Annotated in this window: 20 protein-coding genes and 1 tRNA gene; 10 read left to right on the top strand and 11 right to left on the bottom strand. The window is 58.3% G+C overall.

Annotation, left to right across the window (positions count from 1 at the left end; translation table 11 throughout):
- The 8 genes from dxr (at position 1) to lpxB (ending at position 8,929) form a co-directional block, all read left to right on the top strand.
- Positions 1-1,161: a 1-deoxy-D-xylulose-5-phosphate reductoisomerase gene (gene dxr / locus FPZ52_RS06620; RefSeq protein ID WP_146364712.1), complete on the top strand. Its 1,161-nt coding sequence runs from the start codon at positions 1-3 to the stop codon at positions 1,159-1,161.
- Positions 1,162-1,180: 19 nt separating this feature from the next.
- A complete protein-coding gene (gene rseP / locus FPZ52_RS06615) occupies positions 1,181-2,518 on the top strand; it encodes an RIP metalloprotease RseP (RefSeq protein ID WP_240804303.1) in 1,338 nt (445 codons plus the stop codon).
- 132 nt (positions 2,519-2,650) lie between these two features.
- On the top strand, positions 2,651-4,984 hold the full coding sequence (gene bamA, locus FPZ52_RS06610) for an outer membrane protein assembly factor BamA (protein ID WP_146364711.1): 2,334 nt from the start codon (positions 2,651-2,653) through the stop codon (positions 4,982-4,984).
- The gene (locus tag FPZ52_RS06605) at positions 4,938-5,567 is read left to right on the top strand and encodes an OmpH/Skp family outer membrane protein (protein ID WP_146364710.1); all 630 of its coding nucleotides are present in this window, start codon (positions 4,938-4,940) and stop codon (positions 5,565-5,567) included. The genes bamA and FPZ52_RS06605 overlap by 47 nt, the downstream gene beginning before the upstream one ends.
- Before the next feature lie 76 nt (positions 5,568-5,643).
- Positions 5,644-6,108 carry a 3-hydroxyacyl-ACP dehydratase FabZ gene (fabZ, locus tag FPZ52_RS06600; RefSeq protein WP_146364709.1) on the top strand — a complete coding sequence of 155 codons (465 nt, stop codon included), beginning with the start codon at positions 5,644-5,646 and terminating at the stop codon, positions 6,106-6,108.
- Entirely contained in the window at positions 6,105-6,902 is a 798-nt protein-coding gene (lpxA, locus tag FPZ52_RS06595) for an acyl-ACP--UDP-N-acetylglucosamine O-acyltransferase (protein WP_146364708.1), read from the top strand. The genes fabZ and lpxA overlap by 4 nt, the downstream gene beginning before the upstream one ends.
- A gap of 3 nt (positions 6,903-6,905) precedes the next feature.
- Complete coding sequence (locus FPZ52_RS06590; protein WP_146364707.1) at positions 6,906-7,754, top strand: LpxI family protein; 849 nt, start codon at positions 6,906-6,908, stop codon at positions 7,752-7,754.
- A complete protein-coding gene (gene lpxB / locus FPZ52_RS06585) occupies positions 7,751-8,929 on the top strand; it encodes a lipid-A-disaccharide synthase (RefSeq protein WP_146364706.1) in 1,179 nt (392 codons plus the stop codon). The genes FPZ52_RS06590 and lpxB overlap by 4 nt, the downstream gene beginning before the upstream one ends.
- On the opposite strand, the gene FPZ52_RS06580 is transcribed toward lpxB, so the two are convergent.
- Complete coding sequence (locus tag FPZ52_RS06580; RefSeq protein ID WP_146364705.1) at positions 8,912-10,231, bottom strand: ATP-binding protein; 1,320 nt, start codon at positions 10,229-10,231, stop codon at positions 8,912-8,914. The genes lpxB and FPZ52_RS06580 overlap by 18 nt on opposite strands.
- Positions 10,232-10,273: 42 nt before the next feature.
- Here FPZ52_RS06580 and FPZ52_RS06575 point away from each other — a divergent pair, with 42 nt between their 5' ends.
- Together FPZ52_RS06575 and FPZ52_RS06570 are read left to right on the top strand one after the other, a co-directional pair.
- Entirely contained in the window at positions 10,274-11,182 is a 909-nt protein-coding gene (locus FPZ52_RS06575) for an MBL fold metallo-hydrolase (protein ID WP_240804302.1), read from the top strand.
- A gap of 68 nt (positions 11,183-11,250) precedes the next feature.
- Positions 11,251-11,325: transfer RNA gene (locus FPZ52_RS06570), tRNA-Asn, on the top strand.
- A 79-nt stretch (positions 11,326-11,404) separates the two neighbouring features.
- On the opposite strand, the gene FPZ52_RS06565 is transcribed toward FPZ52_RS06570, so the two are convergent.
- From FPZ52_RS06565 to FPZ52_RS06520, 10 genes are all read right to left on the bottom strand, one after another.
- Complete coding sequence (locus FPZ52_RS06565; RefSeq protein WP_146364704.1) at positions 11,405-11,773, bottom strand: hypothetical protein; 369 nt, start codon at positions 11,771-11,773, stop codon at positions 11,405-11,407.
- A 28-nt stretch (positions 11,774-11,801) separates the two neighbouring features.
- Positions 11,802-12,272, bottom strand: a complete 471-nt coding sequence (locus FPZ52_RS06560) for a hypothetical protein (protein WP_146364703.1) — start codon at positions 12,270-12,272, stop codon at positions 11,802-11,804.
- Positions 12,265-12,687, bottom strand: coding sequence for a hypothetical protein (locus FPZ52_RS06555; protein WP_146364702.1), 423 nt, complete (start codon positions 12,685-12,687; stop codon positions 12,265-12,267). The genes FPZ52_RS06560 and FPZ52_RS06555 overlap by 8 nt, the downstream gene beginning before the upstream one ends.
- A complete protein-coding gene (locus tag FPZ52_RS06550) occupies positions 12,687-13,745 on the bottom strand; it encodes a phage portal protein (RefSeq protein ID WP_146364701.1) in 1,059 nt (352 codons plus the stop codon). Before FPZ52_RS06550 ends, FPZ52_RS06555 begins: the two co-directional genes overlap by 1 nt.
- Entirely contained in the window at positions 13,738-14,268 is a 531-nt protein-coding gene (locus FPZ52_RS06545) for a hypothetical protein (protein WP_146364700.1), read from the bottom strand. Before FPZ52_RS06545 ends, FPZ52_RS06550 begins: the two co-directional genes overlap by 8 nt.
- The gene (locus FPZ52_RS06540) at positions 14,268-14,870 is read right to left on the bottom strand and encodes an HK97 family phage prohead protease (RefSeq protein ID WP_146364699.1); all 603 of its coding nucleotides are present in this window, start codon (positions 14,868-14,870) and stop codon (positions 14,268-14,270) included. The genes FPZ52_RS06545 and FPZ52_RS06540 overlap by 1 nt, the downstream gene beginning before the upstream one ends.
- A gap of 4 nt (positions 14,871-14,874) precedes the next feature.
- Entirely contained in the window at positions 14,875-16,107 is a 1,233-nt protein-coding gene (locus FPZ52_RS06535) for a phage major capsid protein (RefSeq protein WP_146364698.1), read from the bottom strand.
- A 64-nt stretch (positions 16,108-16,171) separates the two neighbouring features.
- Positions 16,172-16,480: an HNH endonuclease gene (locus tag FPZ52_RS19405; protein ID WP_146364697.1), complete on the bottom strand. Its 309-nt coding sequence runs from the start codon at positions 16,478-16,480 to the stop codon at positions 16,172-16,174.
- On the bottom strand, positions 16,467-17,999 hold the full coding sequence (locus FPZ52_RS06525) for a terminase large subunit domain-containing protein (RefSeq protein ID WP_146364696.1): 1,533 nt from the start codon (positions 17,997-17,999) through the stop codon (positions 16,467-16,469). Before FPZ52_RS06525 ends, FPZ52_RS19405 begins: the two co-directional genes overlap by 14 nt.
- A 107-nt stretch (positions 18,000-18,106) precedes the next feature.
- The gene (locus FPZ52_RS06520; RefSeq protein WP_146364695.1) at positions 18,107-18,466 is read right to left on the bottom strand and encodes a hypothetical protein; all 360 of its coding nucleotides are present in this window, start codon (positions 18,464-18,466) and stop codon (positions 18,107-18,109) included.
- Positions 18,467-18,539 lie beyond the last annotated feature (73 nt).

Raw genomic sequence — 18,539 nt, 5'->3', positions numbered from 1 at the left:
ATGCGAAGAATCTCCATTTTCGGGTCCACAGGATCGATCGGGGAAAGCACCTTCGATCTGATCCAGCGCGATGGCGACGCCTATGATGTCATAGCCCTGACCGGCGGACGCAATGTGGCACGGCTGGCTGAGCAGGCGAAGGCGTTGAACGCCCAACTGGCCGTCACGGCCTTTGACGACTGTCTGGACGAGTTGAAAGATGCCCTGTCTGGCAGCGGCGTTGAGGTGGCGTCCGGCACCGCTGCTGTTGCAGAAGCTGCGTCGCGACCTGTCGATTGGGCGATGTCCGCCATCGTCGGGGCCGCAGGCTTGGTGCCGGGGTTGCGGATCGCCGAGCAAGGCGCGATGCTGGCACTGGCGAACAAGGAAAGCCTTGTCTGTGCGGGGCGGCTGCTGAAGCAAACAGCCGGCGGCAACGCCAGCCGCATTCTGCCGGTAGACAGTGAACATTCCGCAGTGTTTCAGGCTTTGGTTGGCGAAGATATGGATGCCGTGGAGCGCGTCATCATCACGGCATCGGGCGGAGCGTTTCGCGACTGGCCCATCGACAAGCTGCGCGAGGCCACCCCTGAACAGGCTGCCACACATCCCAACTGGAATATGGGGCAGCGGATTACCATCGACAGCGCGTCTATGTTTAATAAGGCAATGGAACTTATTGAAACACATGAGTTTTTTGACCTTCCGGCGGTGAAGATCGAAGCGCTGGTGCATCCTGAAAGCCTTATCCATGCTCTGGTCGGGTTCAATGATGGCGCCTTGATGGCGCATGTCGGTCCGCCGGACATGCGCCATGCTATCGGCTATGCGCTGCACTGGCCCCGGCGCCGTGATCTGCCGGTGGAACGGTTGGATCTGGCGCGGATCGGTGCGCTGACCTTCCGCCCTGCCTGCGATGACAGGTATCCAGCGTTGCGACTGGCGCGCGAGGTGATGGAAACGGGTGGGCTGTCGGGTGCCGCCTTCAATGCGGCGAAGGAACGCGCCCTAGATCACTTTATCGCGCGACGCATCGGATTTACCGATATGGCGGTGGTGGTTGAGCGTGTGTTGACTAGGTTGTGGTCCCAGGACGCGCTGTCACAGGATATGACGCTGGATAACGTACTGGCTGTAGATGCGCTGGCCCGTAACGAGGCCGACGCGGCAGCAGCACGATAAGACGACGGAGTAGCAAGTTTTGGACAATCTTCTGGCGTTTCTGCCATCCTTCGGAAACACGATATACACGCTTGCGGCCTTCGTGATCGCGCTGTCTGTGATCGTCGCGATCCATGAATATGGCCATTACATCGTGGGGCGCTGGTGTGGTATTCATGCCGAGGTGTTCTCGTTGGGTTTTGGTCCCCAGTTGGCAAACTGGACGGATAAGCGCGGGACACGCTGGCAAATCGCGGCGCTGCCTTTGGGCGGCTATGTGCGCTTTCTTGGCGATGATGATGCGGCAAGCGGAATGGATGAGGCTGCTATCAGGAAGATGAGCGCGCAAGATCGCAGGCGAACCATGCATGGCGCGCCGCTTTGGGCGCGCACGGCGACCGTCGCCGCCGGTCCGATCTTCAATTTCGTGCTGTCCATATTGGTGTTCGCGAGCGTGATGATGGTGCAGGGGCAGGCAACGCTGCCCTTGACCGTGGATAGAATTTCTCCGCTGCCCACCGGTGCCTACGAGTTGCGTGAGGGCGATGAAATCCGTGCAATCGGGGGCCAAGACATCGATTCATTCGAGACGCTTGGCACGCTCACCGACCTCCTGCCCCTGTCTGCATCGATTGATTATGATGTTACGCGCGACGGGCAGGGCATGACAGTGCAGGGTCCATACCCTTATCCGCCGCTGGTCGCGAGCGTTTCGCCCCAGTCTGCCGCGATGGACGCAGGATTGCGCAAGGGGGATGTGATTGCGGAAATCAACGGTGCTCCCGTCGTCGCATTCGAGCAGTTGCGCGAACAGGTCGGAGGGTCTCAAGGCGATCCCGTGCAGCTTGAAATCTGGCGCGACGGCGAGATCTTCTCGCAGGAGCTGGCGCCTCGCGTTGTTGATTTGCCGACACAAGACGGGTTCGAGCAGCGCTATCTGATCGGCGTCACGGGTGGGTTGGTCTTTGAACCAGATACACAATCCCCGGGGCCGCTGTCCGCGATAGGTCAGGGGGCCGCGCAGACATGGTTCATCGTTGAGCAAAGCCTGTCGGGGCTGTATCACATGATCACGGGCGCTATCAGCAGCTGCAATTTGAGCGGGCCTATAGGAATTGCCGAGACATCAGGCGACGTCGCACGGCAGGGATTGATCAGCTTCATCTGGTTCATTGCGGTGTTGTCCACGGCCGTTGGGATGCTGAACCTGTTTCCCGTTCCCGTGCTGGACGGCGGGCATCTGGTGTTCTTCGCCTATGAGGCGATCATCGGCAAGCCGCCCAGTGAAAAGGCGCTTCGTGTGTTGATGAGCATCGGGCTGGCGCTGATCCTGACCTTGATGCTGTTCTCGGTCACGAACGATTTGTTCTGTCCCTGACGCGCTATGCTGCGGCAGATATGCGGCGATCCACAAAATACGGGTCGATTTGCCCAGTGAGTTTTTGACAAGGCGGAATGGACGGGCTAGCACCTTAGCCAAAGAGAAAGCCGGATAATCGAGGGGCGGGACATGACAGGTTTCGGGCGCAAGCGCGGCTGGATATTCGCTGGAGTAAGCGCGGCGGCGCTGATTGGTGTGATGTGTACGGCTCCGGCCACTGCACAAGGTGTCAATCTGAGTGGCGTCGAGGTCCGCGGCAACCAACGCATCGATAGCGCGACTGTTTTGACCTATGCCGGACTGACACCCGGTCAACCAGTCAGCGCTGGTGAACTGAACGCCGCCTATCAGCGGATGGTCGGATCGGGATTGTTCGAAGATGTCGATCTGGATGTCAGTGGCAGCCGCGTGATCATCACCGTCGATGAATACCCGACGATCAACCAGATCAGCATCGAAGGCAATCGCCGCATCAATGATGAAGCCTTGCAGGAACTGATCAATTCACAACCGCGTCGCGTGTACAGCCCGACAACGGCTGAAAACGACGCGCGTGAACTGACCAACGCCTACCGTCAGGCCGGGCGCCTTGAAGCGGTGGTTGTTCCCAAGATCATTCCCCGTTCGCAAAACCGCGTCGACCTGGTGTTCGAGGTGTCCGAAAGTCGTGTGGTGGAAATCGAGCGTATCGGCTTCGTCGGTAACCGCAGCTATTCCGACCGCCGCCTGCGCCAGGTACTGGAAACCAAGCAGGCCGGACTTTTCCGGGCCCTGATCCGCAGCGATACCTTTATCGAGGACCGCATCCAGTTTGATCGCCAGCTTCTGACGGATTTCTATCGTTCGCGCGGTTTCGTGGATTTCGAGGTCCTGTCCGTCGCGCCGGAATTTTCGCGCGAACGCAACGCCTTTTTCCTGACGTTCAATGTGCAGGAGGGGCAACGCTATCACATCGGCAATATCAGCGTATCATCGGAAGTGCCGGGGCTTGATCCGACGGCATATCGCAACATTCTGCGGATTAAGGCGGGGCAGACCTATTCGCCGGCGCGTATCGAAGACAGCGTGTCGCGGATGGAACGCAAGGCGCTGCAGGACGGGCTGGATTTCATTCGTGTCGATCCCCGCGTTACCCGTAACGACCGCAACCAGCAGCTTGATTTCAACTTCGTCCTGACGCGCGGTGAGCGTATCTTTGTCGAGCGCATCGACATCGAAGGCAACGCTACGACGCAGGACCGTGTGATCCGTCGCCAGTTTGACGTGGTAGAAGGCGACCCCTTCAATCCGCGCGAGATCCGCGAAAGCGCAGAACGTATTCGCGCGCTCGGTTATTTTTCCGATGCACAGGTGGATGCGCGTGAAGGAACCCAGCCTGACCGCGTGATCGTCGACGTGGACGTAGAAGAACAACCCACCGGTTCGTTGACATTCGGTGTCAATTACTCGGTCGATGATGGTCCGGGACTGGCGATCGGATTGTCCGAGCGCAACTTCTTGGGACGCGGGCAATTGTTGAACCTGTCCATCGCTGCCGGCGTCGACAACGCCGATACGGCATTGACCTTCTCTGACCCGGCGCTTCTCGGGCGGGATCTGCGCGGGACGGTGGATCTTTACTACCGCACATCCAACAACTTCAGTTCGGATTTCGACACGCGCGAACTGGGTCTGGTTCCGTCGTTGGAATTTCCGATCAGCGAGAACGGTCGGCTGGAATTGCGCTACCGCCTGTCGCAGGATGAAATCAAGGATGTCGATTTCGGCTATCCCGACGACTCCAACGACATTGGAGATAACGGAAGTTCTGCAATCATTCAGCGCGAGGAAGGCGACCGGATTACCAGCGCGGTCGGCTATACCTACACCTACGATACGCGGCGCGTTGGGCTTGATCCCAATACCGGCTTCCAGTTCCGCTTCTCGCAAGATTTTGCGGGACTTGGCGGCGACAACAAGTATGTCAAAACGACGGCATTGCTGGGCGCGGAAACGAAGGTCTGGAACGAAGAAATCGGCCTGACCGCGCAGCTTCAAGGTGGGTCGTTGAACTTCATCGATGGCAACAGCCGTGTCATCGACCGTTTCCGCGCAGGCAATATCCGTGGCTTCAGCCGGAACGGCATCGGGCCGCGCGATTTGACGGCAACCAATGAAGACGCGCTCGGCGGCAATTACATGGCGGCGTTGAGCTTGGAGGCCGATTTCCCGATCGGTCTGCCCGAGGAGTATGGCTTCCGTGGCGGTGTGTTCTTTGATGCCGGTTCGGTATGGGGGCTGGACGATACTGCAGGCACGGGCGGCGAAGTGGATGACAGCTTCCACCTGCGTACGGTTGTCGGGGCTTCGCTGTTCTGGACGACACCGATTGGCCCGTTGCGCTTCGATTTCACCAAGGCGCTGGACAAGGAAGACTATGACGACGAACGGACGTTCGACCTCACGGTTTCGACGCGCTTCTGATCTGATGATTGTCGGTGCGCTTGCCCTATTGGTGGGCGGCGCGCCGGCGATTGCGCAGACTGGGGATGCTGAGACGTGGGATAGCGTGGTTCTGACACTGGATCAGGATGCATTGTTTCTGCAGTCAGCGTTTGGTCAGCGTGTTCAGGAAGAGCTGATCGAGCGGCGCGAGGCGCTGGCGGCAGAGAACCGTCGGATCGAAGCCGAACTGGTCGCAGAAGAACAATCACTGACGGAACGACGCCAGCAATTGCCGCCATCGGATTTCGCGGCGCTGGCGACGGCTTTTGATGAAAAGGTCCAGAGAATTCGTAGCGAACGGGACGAAAAATCCCGCGATCTTCAGGCGTATCTTGAAACGGAGCGGCAGACCTTTCTTGATCATGCCGGACCGATTCTCGCGCGGCTTCTTCAGGAGCGTGGCGGTCGTGTCCTGATCGACCGACAGGCAATTTTAATGTCGCTGGAAGGTGTGGACATCACGCAGGAAGCCATTGCGGAGATCGACTCTGAACTGGGCGATGGAACCGATATCAGCGCGCCGAATACGCCTGCCGAGGTGGAATCAACGTCCGAGCAGTGACCGACGCGAAGCTTGTGCAAGCGCGTGCCAATTGCTACGTCATTTCCACACGTTACTAGCAGGGATGCCAACGACAATGAGCGAAACGCCAACCTCCGCCGATATCGACCTGATTCAAAAGGTCATTCCGCATCGCTATCCGTTTCTGCTGGTGGACAAGGTTCGTGATATCGTGCCATCGAAAAGCGCGGTCGGCATCAAGAACGTCACCATGAACGAGCCGCAATTCACCGGCCATTTCCCGTCTGTTCCGGTGTTTCCCGGTGTGCTGATGGTCGAGGCGCTAGCGCAGACGTCGGCGGTTCTTGTCGGGCTGTCGCTTGATCTGGTTGATAAAGGGGCGCTCGTCTACTTCATGGGTATCGACAAGTGCAAGTTCCGCCGCAAGGTCGGGCCCGGCGACGTGATGGAGCTTCATGTCGAAACGCTGCGTGGTGGCGGCAAGGTCTGGAAGTTTGCGGGCCGTGCGACGGTCGATGGCCAACTTGCTTGCGAATGCGAGTTTTCCGCCATGATCGACATGCCGAAAGGGGACGCATGACGGTATCGCCGGACGCGATCGTTCACCCCTCGGCAGTTGTCGAGGAAGGCGCGACCATCGGCGCGGGTTGCCGGATTGGCCCGTTCTCACTGGTTGGACCTAAAGTGTGGCTCGGCGAAAAGGTGGAGCTGAAAAGCCATGTCGTCGTGACGGGGGTGACCGAAATTGGTGATGAAACGGTCATATTTCCGGGGGCCGTCGTGGGAGAAATTCCGCAAGATCTGAAGTTTCAGGGCGAAGAAACACGTCTGATCGTCGGGAAGCGCAATCGGATCCGCGAAGGAGCCACGATGAACACCGGCACGAAGGGCGGTGGCGGTGTGACCAAGGTGGGTGATGACTGCTTGTTCATGACCGGTGCGCATGTCGGGCACGATGTGACAGTGGGCGATCGCGTGATCATGGCAAACCAGGCCGCGCTTGCCGGGCATTGCCAGATTGCAGATGACGTGATCATCGGCGGTCTATCCGGCATCCATCAATGGGTCCGGATTGGACGTGGCGCGATCATCGGCGCCGTGACCATGGTGACCAATGACGTCATGCCCTACGGCCTGGTGCAGGCGCCGCGTGGAGAACTCGATGGGCTGAACCTTGTCGGGTTGAAACGAAAGGGCGTGGCGCGGTCAGAAATTACTTCGCTGCGGGCCGCGTATCAGATGTTGGCACAGGGCGAGGGGGCGTTTCTTGACCGAGCGCGCCGCCTGGGCGAAGAAAACGACAGCGAGTATGTGCGCGAAATCGTGGATTTCCTTTTGGAGCGCACGGACCGTTCCTTCTTGACCCCGAAATAGACCATGGCAGGGGGGATCGCAGTCGTCGCAGGACGCGGGGAACTTCCGGTCAAACTGTGCAGGCGGCTGTTGTCCGACGGGCGACAGGTCGTTTTGGCGTCGATGGAAGGGTTCGAACCGGACAATCCTTTGGATGTGCCTGTCGTTGATTTCCGTGTCGAGCGGCTTGGTAAGCTTTTTCACGATCTTCGTGCACATGATGTCGGAGAAATCGTCTTTGCAGGTGCGATACAGCGACCGAAATTCGATCTGATGAAGCTGGATTTCAAAACGATCCGGCTGGCGCCGCGCATCTTGCCGGGCATTCGTAATGGCGATGACGGAACATTGCGGATGGTGATTTCCATCTTCGAAAGCGAAGGTTTCACCGTCCACGCTGCGCATGAAATCGCGCCGGAACTGCTGCTTGCGGGCGGGGTTCACACTAAGGCGCAACCGACGGATCATGATCGCAAGGATGCCGCGCGAGCTGCGCAGATCGTGCATCTGCTTAGCGCGGCGGATGTCGGGCAGGGGGCAGTTGTCGCGCAAGGGATTGCGCTGGCCGTGGAGGCCGTTCCCGGGACCGACGCCATGCTTGCCTATGTGGCGGATGTGGCCGGAGGATTTCGACCACGCGAAAATGGTGCCAGAGGCGTGTTATTCAAAGGGCCGAAAGATGGACAGGATTGTCGTGTCGATCTGCCCGCGATCGGACCGGCGACCATTGACGGGGCGGCACGCGCGGGGCTTGCCGGTGTTGTGATCGAGGAAGGCGGCGTGATGGTTCTTCAGCCCGACCAGACAATAGCCGCTTGTGACCGACACGGTCTTTTCCTGTGGGTGCGGCCGGCGGGCGAAGGTAACGCATGACGCGGGTGTTTTTGATCGCGGGCGAGGCGTCGGGTGATGCGCTGGGGGCTGCGCTGATGGTAGGGCTGAAGCAGTTGGAGCCGCAGATCGCCTTTAGCGGTGTGGCTGGACCGCAGATGCTGGCGGAAGGAATGACCAGCCTGTTTCCGATGGAGGAGCTGTCCGTGATGGGGCTGGCGGAGGTGCTTCCCAGGTACCGCCACCTCAAACGCCGCATTGCTGAAACCGCGCGGGCTGTTCTTGACGAGAAACCGGATGTGATGGTGACCATCGACAGTCCGGATTTTTCGCTGCGCGTGGCGAAGATCGTGAAGACCGCCGACCCGTCGATCCGCACTGTCCATTACGTTGCGCCGTCTGTTTGGGCATGGCGTGCCGGGCGGGCGAAAAAGATGGCGGCGATGATCGACCAGGTGCTGGCGTTGCTGCCTTTCGAGCCGCCCTATATGGAAGCTGAAGGCATGCGCTGCGACTTTGTCGGCCATCCCATCGTCGCGCAGGAGCAGCCAAGCGATCAGCAGGTCACGGAGCTGCGCGATGAGCTTGGCATCCCCGACTATGCCAAGGTGTTGGCTATTCTGCCGGGATCGCGTTCAGGAGAAGTGAAGCGGCTGATGCCCGTGTTCCGGCAGGTGGTCAAGCGGCTGTCGGATGAAATACCTGACCTCGAATTCGTGCTCCCCGCCGCTCCGGGTGTGGTGGCGATGGTCGCGAACACTTTGCAGGACTGGCCTGTGCAGGTGCATATGCTTGACCCGCGGGATCGGTCATCGGCCGAGGTCGAGCACCGCAAGCGCTGTCTGTTCCGTCTTGCGGATACGGCGCTGGCGGCGTCGGGGACCGTGTCGCTGGAACTGGCGGCTGCAGAAACGCCGATGGTCATCGCCTATGACATGAACTGGCTGACCCGACAGATCATCTGGCGCATGGTGCGGATCGACACGGTGACACTGGTCAATCTGGTCAGTGAAACGCGGGTTGTGCCGGAGTTTCTTGGTACCGATTGCCGCGCCGACCTGATTGCGCCGGCGCTGTCGCATACCCTGTCAGCACCCGCAGAGCAGTTGGAAGCGGCGCGGCTTACGATGGAACGTCTGGGTGCGGGGCAGGAGTCTCCGGGCCTGCGGGCCGCACGAGCTGTTCTGGATGGGTTGGGATCAGCGCATAATCAATAGCTCTGCCGACAACCCGCCGAGATCCGCACTGCGCCGCAGGGTCAGCGAGCCGCCATGGCTGCGCGCGATGTCGGTAGCGATGGACAAGCCCAACCCCACGCCGGAACTTTTGTTCTGGTTGCGGGATGGATCGAGCCGCGCAAATGGTTTGACCGCCTGATCGACGAGGGCGTCGTCGATTCCGGGACCATCGTCTTCGACCAGAAACTTGATGGTGCGCGGAGTGGTTTCAACAGACACGCGTGCCTTGGTGCCATAGCGCACCGCATTTCCGATCAGGTTTTCTAAAGCACGTGTTAGTGCCTGCGGTCGCAGCATGGCCTCGCCCGCTTCCGCGACATGACCAAGGGATACATCCTGTCCGGCACGTGTGGCCATCTCGACGACTTCCGCGGCCAAGGCGGCAGCATCGGTCGGGATGGCCTCTTCCAGCGCGTCGCCCCGTGCAAAGCTCAGGAATTCATCGACGAGGCGTTGCATGTCCTCGACATCTTTCATCATGTCGGCGGTGTCGTCGGTTTCGTCCTGCATCGATAGTGCCAGCTTCATGCGTGTAAGAGGGGTTCGCAAGTCGTGGCTGACACCGGACAGCATTAGTGTCCGTTGTTCGATCTGCCGTTCGATCCGGTTGCGCATATCCAGAAACGCCTGCCCGGCAGATCGCACTTCGCGCGCACCGGCCGGTTTATACTTGACGTGCCGGCCCTTGCCGAAAGCCTCGGACGCATCGGCCAGCCGCTTGATGGGCCGCAACTGGTTGCGCAGAAACAGATAGGCGATCAGCGTCATCAGAAAACTGGTGAAGATCATCAGTACCAGCAACTGGTGCGGGTTGGACGCCGACACCCTTTGTCGAGGCAACACGATCAGCATGGCGCCATGATCCGTCACGGCATCCATGCGCACCTCGCGGTAGTTCTCGATCAGGTCGATGGCCTGGATGGGGTCTATCCGGTCATGCAGTGTCTTGATGACGATTCGGCCGGATAAATCGTAAAGATGTCGGCGATCCGCATCATGTAACTGGACGGGAAGGGTGGCGTTCAGATCGAGCCTTTGGCTGAGGGAATCTGCAGCCCGTTTGGCAGTGTCCAGATCTGGTGCCAGATTGACCTGATCGATCAGGTATTCGAGTTCGGCGATGGTGCCGAGTGTCATCTGCCGCGTGACACCTTCGAAATGTCGCTGGATAAACACGACCGACACGACAAGTTGGACCGTGACGACCGGCAACACCAGTATCAGAAGGGCGCGACCGTACAGGCCACGGGGCATATAGCGTTTGAGCCAGGCGAAGTTCATGGTCTACATCTAGAGTTCACAAGCAGAACAGGGAAGTCACAAGTGGTGCAGGCCGAAGCTCAGCAGGTAATTGAACTGGAACCCGGGCTGCGCGTGGTGCGTGCGTCAAATCCATCGCCGATGACGTTCTCGGGGACCAATACCTACCTGCTTGGACAACGTGATATCGCGGTCATTGACCCGGGACCGAATCTGGACATGCATCTGGAAGCAATCCTGTCGGCGCTACAGCCTGGCCAAAGGGTTACTCATATTGCGGTGACCCACAGTCATCTGGATCATTCTGCATTGGCAGTGCGGCTGGCTGAAGAAGTCGGCGCTCCAACCTATGGTTTTGGCCCGTGGGATGCAGGCCGCAGTGCCTTGATGACCGAAATGCTGGAAGCGGGGCTGGACCTCGGCGGTGGTGAGGGCGTCGACAAATGCTTCATTCCGAATATCCGTCTGTGCGATCGGGAGACGATTCAAATGGATGGCGAAACGCTGGTCGCATTGTGGACGCCCGGACACATGTCGAACCATCTGTCGTTTCAGTGGGGCGGGCGCATCTTTACCGGTGATCTGGTGATGGGATGGGCAACGTCACTGATTTCACCGCCTGACGGTGACCTCGCCGCGTTCCTGCAGTCCTGCAGAACCCTGGCCGGTTTGAACAGTGATCGACTTTATCCGGCTCATGGCCAGCCGATCAAGAACCCGAACGCGCGAATCGACTGGCTGGTCGAACACCGGCGGCGACGCCACGCGCAAATTCTTAAGACCTTGTCTCGAGATGTCATGAGCCTGTCCGAAATCGCGCGAGAGATTTATCACGACCTGCCGCCATTGATGTTACCGGTCGCGAAGCGCAATGTCTTCGCCCATCTTATCAAGATGCATCAGGATGCCGAGATTGTCGCCGCTCCACATTTGTCACCACAGGCAAATTTTACTTTGCGGCAGAATGCGTAAAGTTTGTAAAATTTCTGCGCAAACCCTCTGGACGCCCCCGAAACCCATTGCTATATCCCGCCTCGTGTTCCGGCGTAGCTCAGCGGTAGAGCAGTTGACTGTTAATCAATTGGTCGTAGGTTCGATCCCTACCGCCGGAGCCAAAGATTTCAAGGGCTTAGAGGTTTCCGCCTCTAGGCCCTTTCTCTTTTGGGGAACACCGGGGGAACAGGGGAACGCTGGTTAGTCGTAATGTGGTCCGTCAATCATGCACTCTTCGACTTCCAAGCCATTCCTTACTTGGAGAAGGTCAAAGCGTTTGAACGATTGAAAGAATCGGTTCGCAGTCATCTCCACATCCACCGCCCTGACGTTCCGTAGGGTCTTCATGTCTGCATCAAGCTGGTCATCCGTATATAGATAGACCAATACGGCAAAACCCCCTTCGCGATACGGCCCTTGATAGGACACTCGGAACCCAGCCAAGTGCTCATGGTCCTGTGCGATCCCGGCACCTCGAAGGTAGCTCAAAAGATTATCACTGTCGGCAATGTCAGAGGCTGTCTCGCCCCTGAAGTCAAAATATTTTACGGGTCCTTCTGCAAACCGCATCCTTGCACCTCCATTGGTTCGGTCCAACTTAAGCACGGTTCAAGGCGTTCGCCCTAGCACTTTTCGGCTGCATCTCCTGCCACGTCAGCGCATACCGCACGGCCTCGGGAATACCCACCTCGACGCCGCTAATCGTGGCCTCGATAACTGTTGCCCACCCTAACCGGATCAACGCGCCACCGTCCTTGCGGAGCTTGGCGTCCCGATAAACCCATTCCCCCGTCAGTTCCCCGCGATCATCGACGGATTGCGCGGCCTCCTGCACGCTATGCACGTCCCACCATTCCGGCGGGTAAAACACCTTCGGAGACTGCCGGGCAAGCGGGTCTATCAGCATATACCGGACACGACGCTTGCCAACGCCATATCCCAGCTTTTCTTCCACCACCGGCCACACCTCACCCGGCGGCAGGACGCCCAAACCCGGTACGGTTGGATACCCGCCTTCCAGCACCTTCTGCGACCACGTCAGATCAGACAGCTTGGTGATCTTAGCCATACTTCCGCAGCCTCTCGCGTTCAGCGGCACGCCATTCCGGGTCTTTTGATTTCTCGGCATACCATTCGCGACAAGCGGCACGTTGGCGCTCGGCCACCTCGGGGTCATCCTTACGCCGTTTCCGCCGCTGCTCGTTGTATTGGTCGATCAAGTCGGGGTTTTCCTCGCGCCATGCCTCGGCAACGGGCTGGAGGTATTCCAAGTATTCTGGCGTCCGGTGACGGCGCAGGGCGCACTCAACGCAGGTCAGGCTGGACACCCACCTTTCAGCGATATGTCCCTTCTTGCATGGCTCGCCTGTGAAGTAGCGTTTCAGCCCCAGATCACGCGCGGTGGCACGGTCAATCTCCGGCCCCCAATAGAACGTCTCGGGCGGGTCCAGCACGGGCAGGATATACTTTTCCTCCCGTGCCATCAGTCCCAATCAACCAGCTTCATGGCCGCGTCAGGATCAACGCCAGCTTCTTTCGCCATCGCCATCGCCTGCACAATCGTCGCCGCAGCACGCGCACGCCCGCCAGCGTCGAAGGCTTGGAGCGGCCTAGCCGTGTCGATCTCAACCGTGGTGCCAAGCTTCTCTGTCAGTTCCTCGGCAATGCACATGGCAATCGGCTGCAAGGTCCACTGAACCAAATGACGTTGTGCTTCCCTCACAAGCGGCCCCTGAGCGTTGTCAGCAACCAGTGCAGGCAGGACGCCATAGACATTCAGGATCGCGCCCTTCGCCGCTTTCAGGTTCTCCGTGACCATCGTCCTGTCAATGTGCGGCGACAGGTCATTAGGCGACCAGTCCTGCGCAGGAGCAGCACCACCAGCAGCGGCAGCCTGAACACTTTCCCGCAGCATGACGCGACCACGACGCCCACGGAACCCGGAGGCCAGCACTTCCAGATCAGTTTCCGGGCTTTCCGGGAATGGCAAGACGCTACTACCAAGCGGCGCGTTGCCATAGACCTCAGCAAGCGCCGTTTCCAGCGTGTGCAGCAGGTCGGCAGACAGGGACGCCCTGCGAAGCGGAGAGACGCCATAGAACGGCGCTACAGGGTCGGCACCAATACGAAGATGGATAACCTCCGCAGCAAGGGCCGTGACGCTGTAGGAGCCACCCGTTTCATAGAGCGACAGCCGATAGGCATGGGGCTTACCGTTGCGGGTAGACAATTCCCAATCCGATGCGGGCAACAGACCGTCGTCGCCAATGTAAAAGATAGCTTCACCACGCAGGGCAAGCGACCTTGCAGCAAGCGCCATGTCGCGCCGGGTTATCAGGTCGGTGCCTTCCACGTCAGCGGCGCTCAGGGCGTTCTCCCAAAGCGATACGGCACTCTGCACGGTTGCTGTCAGTTCACCCAGACCGGATTGCCCAGAGATATAAGCCTCACGCGCACCCATCACTTGCGCGGTAAATCCACCGGCAGAGATAGACCGGGTTTCTTCTGGTTCGGGCTTGTTGCGTTTGAAGAAATTAAACATGGCCTTTGCCAGCCTTTCTGTAGCGCGTCAGGTATGATGCAGCACCGGACGCAGCCAGTGCGCTTTGCGCCGTCTTGCGAGACCAGCTTTCGCTAATGTCGCCCACGTCGATTGAATACCGCGTCACGCCCGCAGGAGCGCCGCCCGCAGCTGCGATGTATTCAGCAAGGCGCACATAAGCCCCTTCGACAGCAGGGGTCACGTCAGCGCCGCCAATGGTGCAGCGGACGTTATTCATGCCAGTGAGCGCCACCTGTCCGAACGCATCAAAGTCCGTAGCTGTCTCGCCGTTGATCTCGTCAATCGCAAACGGCACATAGGGCGGCTTCCATTGGATACCACAGGGCGGGGCGTCAACATTGAAGTCCACGACGCTTTCCGACCAATTAGTATTGCAATAAGCCTCCATCATATCCCAGATAATAGCCGCAGGGATCGCAGCGGCTTCCGTGGACAATCCAGCAGGGGCGGTCGGATAGGTCTGCGATACCGTAGTTTCGCTTTCAATATAGAGGCTAGTCATTAGCGCCACCTCATGCTGGAATGCAGTTTGGGTTTTGGCAAAATCAATTCCTGAGATTGGCGAAGATCGAGCGACGTTTCGTCATACGCCGGGCGGGTAACAATGCTCATCTCGAAAAGCACCGCCGCAAAGATAGTGCGAATTAGCGCATTGCCTTCTTCCGGGTCTTCTTCGGTTACTTCCTCCGCATCCTCGACAGCTTCGGGCGGGGGAATACGAAAGCCGGGGCTAATACCAATCATGAGACCGGCAGAAAAAGAAGCGGCAAAGTCTTTCCACCAGCTTGTTTCCTGCATTTCCCCGGTAATAATTGCCTCGAAAAGCAATGCCTCATTGGTGTCATTAAACAGAAGCGTTCCGGCCTTTTTGCTGGCGAGGGGTTTGTCAAAACTGTGCCCAATCAGGATATGCTGATCGCGGTCAGGATCATCAATTGAAAACTGAAATGCACCCGGCGCAAATTCTTCTTTCCGTGGGCGACGTCCATTGCCACCGCTATGGATCGTGGCACGGGACCGATAAGGGAACCGCCCCGACAGGCGGCGGGAACCATCACCCGCCGCCCGAAGTTCAAGACCGCCGTTATAAATAGGCGCTTCCATCTGATTACGCGAAGTTCGTCAGAATGCGGGTTTGCAGCCCACGCGCCACGGTCACGTCAGCAGTGACTAGGCCGGTCAGAACCAATTGCCCCGAAGCGGCTCGCGTGTATGGATCGCGGATCATATCAACCGCGCCCCACATGCCCACAAAGGCCGGTGCCACGCCGTTAACGGTGGTGGTCAGGATCGCGCTACCGGCGGTGAGTTGGTTTGCCAGAACCGGGGACACGCCATGCTTGGTCATGCGGTCGAGTTCGGAAACCGCTGTGCCAGAAATAAGCGCGTCATCCATTTCGCCCCAGATAGCAGGCGGGAATGCCAGCTTGACCTGCGACGGATCAGTGATCGCATTGGCTTCCATGAAGGAAATTACCTCAGCACGGAAAGCAGCCCAATCAGGCGCAACCGCAGCCATGTCGGTAGACGTGATGCCGTAGGTTGCCGCACCGGGAACGATGCCCAGAGGCTGACCAGCAGCACCGGAGCCGTTGATAATCGCGTCGTCCAGGGCAACGGCAATCGCTGCGCTCATGTCCTGACGCACCGCATTCTCTAGACCTTGGCCCGTTTGCTTAAGGCTCTTCCGGGTCAGGACCATCTGAGCGCCAAGGGTGTTGTCCGGCGATACGGTAGCCTCGGTGGTTTGATAAGCCGTTGCAGCGCCAACGTCCGATAGTTCATCGGCCTGCCAGCCAGTGACAGCGCCAGCGGTCGCAACCGGCCATTCTGCGGTGCCTTGAGGGATGTTGACGCTCTGAACGCCAAGTTTAGACGCAACGCTATTCGGGAAAATGCGCCCGATGATGTTGCGGGTCGCCTTGGGACTGAACAGGTCGCCAGATACAGTTTCTCCAGCGCGTTGTTCCAGAGCGGCAAGGGGGAGAGGCAGACCCTGATAAGAGCCATGAGAGCGAAGTTCTTCGATGATTTCTTTGGTCGCTCCGGTGAGCTTTTCGCCGGTATCCAGCGCCATAGCGACTTGGCGAACCTCGAAACGGTCCATCATATCGGACCATTCTTTTTCCGAACGGGTTTCCAGTTCTTCGCCAGCTTCTTTCCGGGTTTCGTCTTCGCTAATCAGAGCGGCGCGATATTTCGCTTCTGTGGCCTGATATTCTTTGTCCAGCTTATCAATGGAACGCTGTTCATCTTCGGTAATTTCATCTTTATTAGCCAACTCGGCCAGCGATTGCCGGATTTCCGATTGGCGTTTCTGTAGTTTAACGCTTTGCAGCATTGAGTTAATCCTTGGATTGTTACTGTCAATTGACAAACACAATCATATTGGATTAATGGCCTTGCTAAAAATCGGGCAGCTTCTTCTTTAGTAAGGCATCCCATTCTTTTCGCTCCGGCGATTTATCGGGAAAACCCATTTCCAGACGGGTCTTTCTGGAATGGCACCGCACGCAAAGCGTTTGCAGGTTGCTTAGATCATAAGGCGCACCACCATCGCGAATGGCAACGATATGATCCACCTCTAGACGGCCCCGGTTGCCGCAGGTGACACATTTCCAGTCGTCGCGGTCTTTGGCCTGTTTCCTGACCGCAGCCCATCGTTGGGTCCGGTATATCGCAGCCCCGGCGCGGGAATAGCTACGCCCACGCAAAACGCGGTGCCTTTGCCGTTGGCTTGGCCGTCATGCGCACACCCTCTGCCACAGCGACCACAGATGCCGCAGCAGCGTCGATACGGCCCAGTGAGCGCGCCTTTGCCAGTTTGTGGTTTCCAGCAGGATCAACCAGCGTGATAGCGTCAGCGAACGCAGAGCGCAGCAACAGGGAAGGGACCGTGCGCACCTTTCCTTCGAAAAGCGCCCTACGGAATCTCTCAATGTCTTCGGCCCCGTCTTTCCACCCGAAACCCCGTTCAATGAACGGCACCCGGTCGAGACCAGCGGCCCGCATGGCTTCCACAAACTCGGCGTGGCGGAACCTGTCACCGCAGATGCAACTGATCCCCTGACCATCGGCCAACGCCACCACCTGAGCAAGCCACGGACCAACCGGAACGGTAGTGTCTCCAAGCGTCGTTAGTTCCCCCCGGCTGTGCATCTGTTCATAGCGGTCAGACACACCGTCAGACGCCCCACGATTGGCGAGAGAAGGCACGGACGGGAAAGCACCCACGGCTTCCAAACGCCCCGTCTCGGGCCAATACAGTGCCGCAGCCGACATGCTACGTGAACCGCCCAGATCGACGCCTAGAACGCACGGACCTTCACGCGGTGGCAGATCGTCAATATCCACCTCAGCAGCAAGCCATTCATCGGTTGTTACCAGCACCGACCGATCATCACTCGCGACGCGCTCATTACGGTTCAAGTTTCGGAGGCTGGACAGCGCCGATCCACCACGGGCAATCGCTCGCTCGGCTTGAGACAGCAGCCATTCAGGGGATGAGCCAATGCCCTCCACGGCTCCGGGGTTGGCAATCAGGAGGCTTTCAAGATCGTCGGCGGGAAGACCGGGTGCTGGTCTGTGCTCCTGCACGTAGGTTCCCGGTGGTGGCTGATCTAACCACTGTGAGAATGTATTCGCATCATCCGGCGCAGATGTGCTGATAATGAACGCCCTGCCATCACGCTTACCCAGACCGGACAGAATGGCGTTTTCCAGATTGTCGCCCTTGTCTTTTTCCCAAGCCGCTCTCTCGTCCAGTATGGCGCATGTTGGAGCGCCGCCAAGAATTGATTTACCATCAGCCGCAATACAGCGAGCGAGACCGCCATTAGGGATGTATTCCACCTCAAGCTTGGAACCGCGACGAATTATGAAGTTCTCTTGTTCATCCTCGTCCAGCCCGTCAATGTAATCGCAGACGAATTGAAACGCGATTCGTGCCTGATCTCTGTTTCGGGCGGCAAAGATAATCTCGGGCTTTGGCTGGGGATCAATCTCACCCATGAGATAACCGAGAGCAATGCCAGCACTCAATGCCGTTTTACCATTGCCCCGGCCAATAGAAAGACACGCAATAGAAACGTCAGATTTCAATGCGCCTTTGATAAAATCTTTCTGGTATCCGGCAAGCTTAACAGGTTTCCCAGCCGATTTACCGACACTAACCTTCAGCTTTTTGAAGAACCGCAGCGCCTCAGACGCTTGTTTACTTGGCCTACCGCTCATTTTTCACCGGATTTTTTGGGATAGAGACAGCAGCAGCCCGCTCCGCGTGCGCCGGTTCACCCATATCTTGCGGCATTGGGACCACATATGCACAACATGATGTGTCATCACCCACGCGCAACCAGCTTGTAGCCCACAGGACCACCAGCGCCGGGCAGGGCGGTCACTTGGAGCACAGCCAACGCAGCCCCATCCACACGGACGACGTCATCAACAGCAGGCACAACGGCTGGCACAGCACACTGTATGATCAGGTCCGACATGGTGAGATTAGACGCACTGTCTAGGTGTTCCGCGTCAATGCCCCTAACCGTAGCCCGCAACGGATAATAAACGGTCGCAATCACGGGCGGATCCCACGGCTCAGGTCCCGGAACGCTCTCCTGCTTCTCAAGAACGACATTGCCTTGCGAGTAGCGTTGCATCAGTCGGTCGTGGTGGGCGCGGATATGACTATACCAATTCATGTTTGTGATTATACGGCAGGGCAGGCGGCAGGGGTAATTGGCCATCAATAGAAAACCCCGCGCAATGGCGGGG

This window comes from Qingshengfaniella alkalisoli, assembly GCF_007855645.1.
GTDB lineage: Bacteria > Pseudomonadota > Alphaproteobacteria > Rhodobacterales > Rhodobacteraceae > Qingshengfaniella > Qingshengfaniella alkalisoli.
The sequence above is the reverse complement of the archived record's forward strand: the minus strand, read 5'-3'. Positions and strand labels throughout refer to the sequence as shown.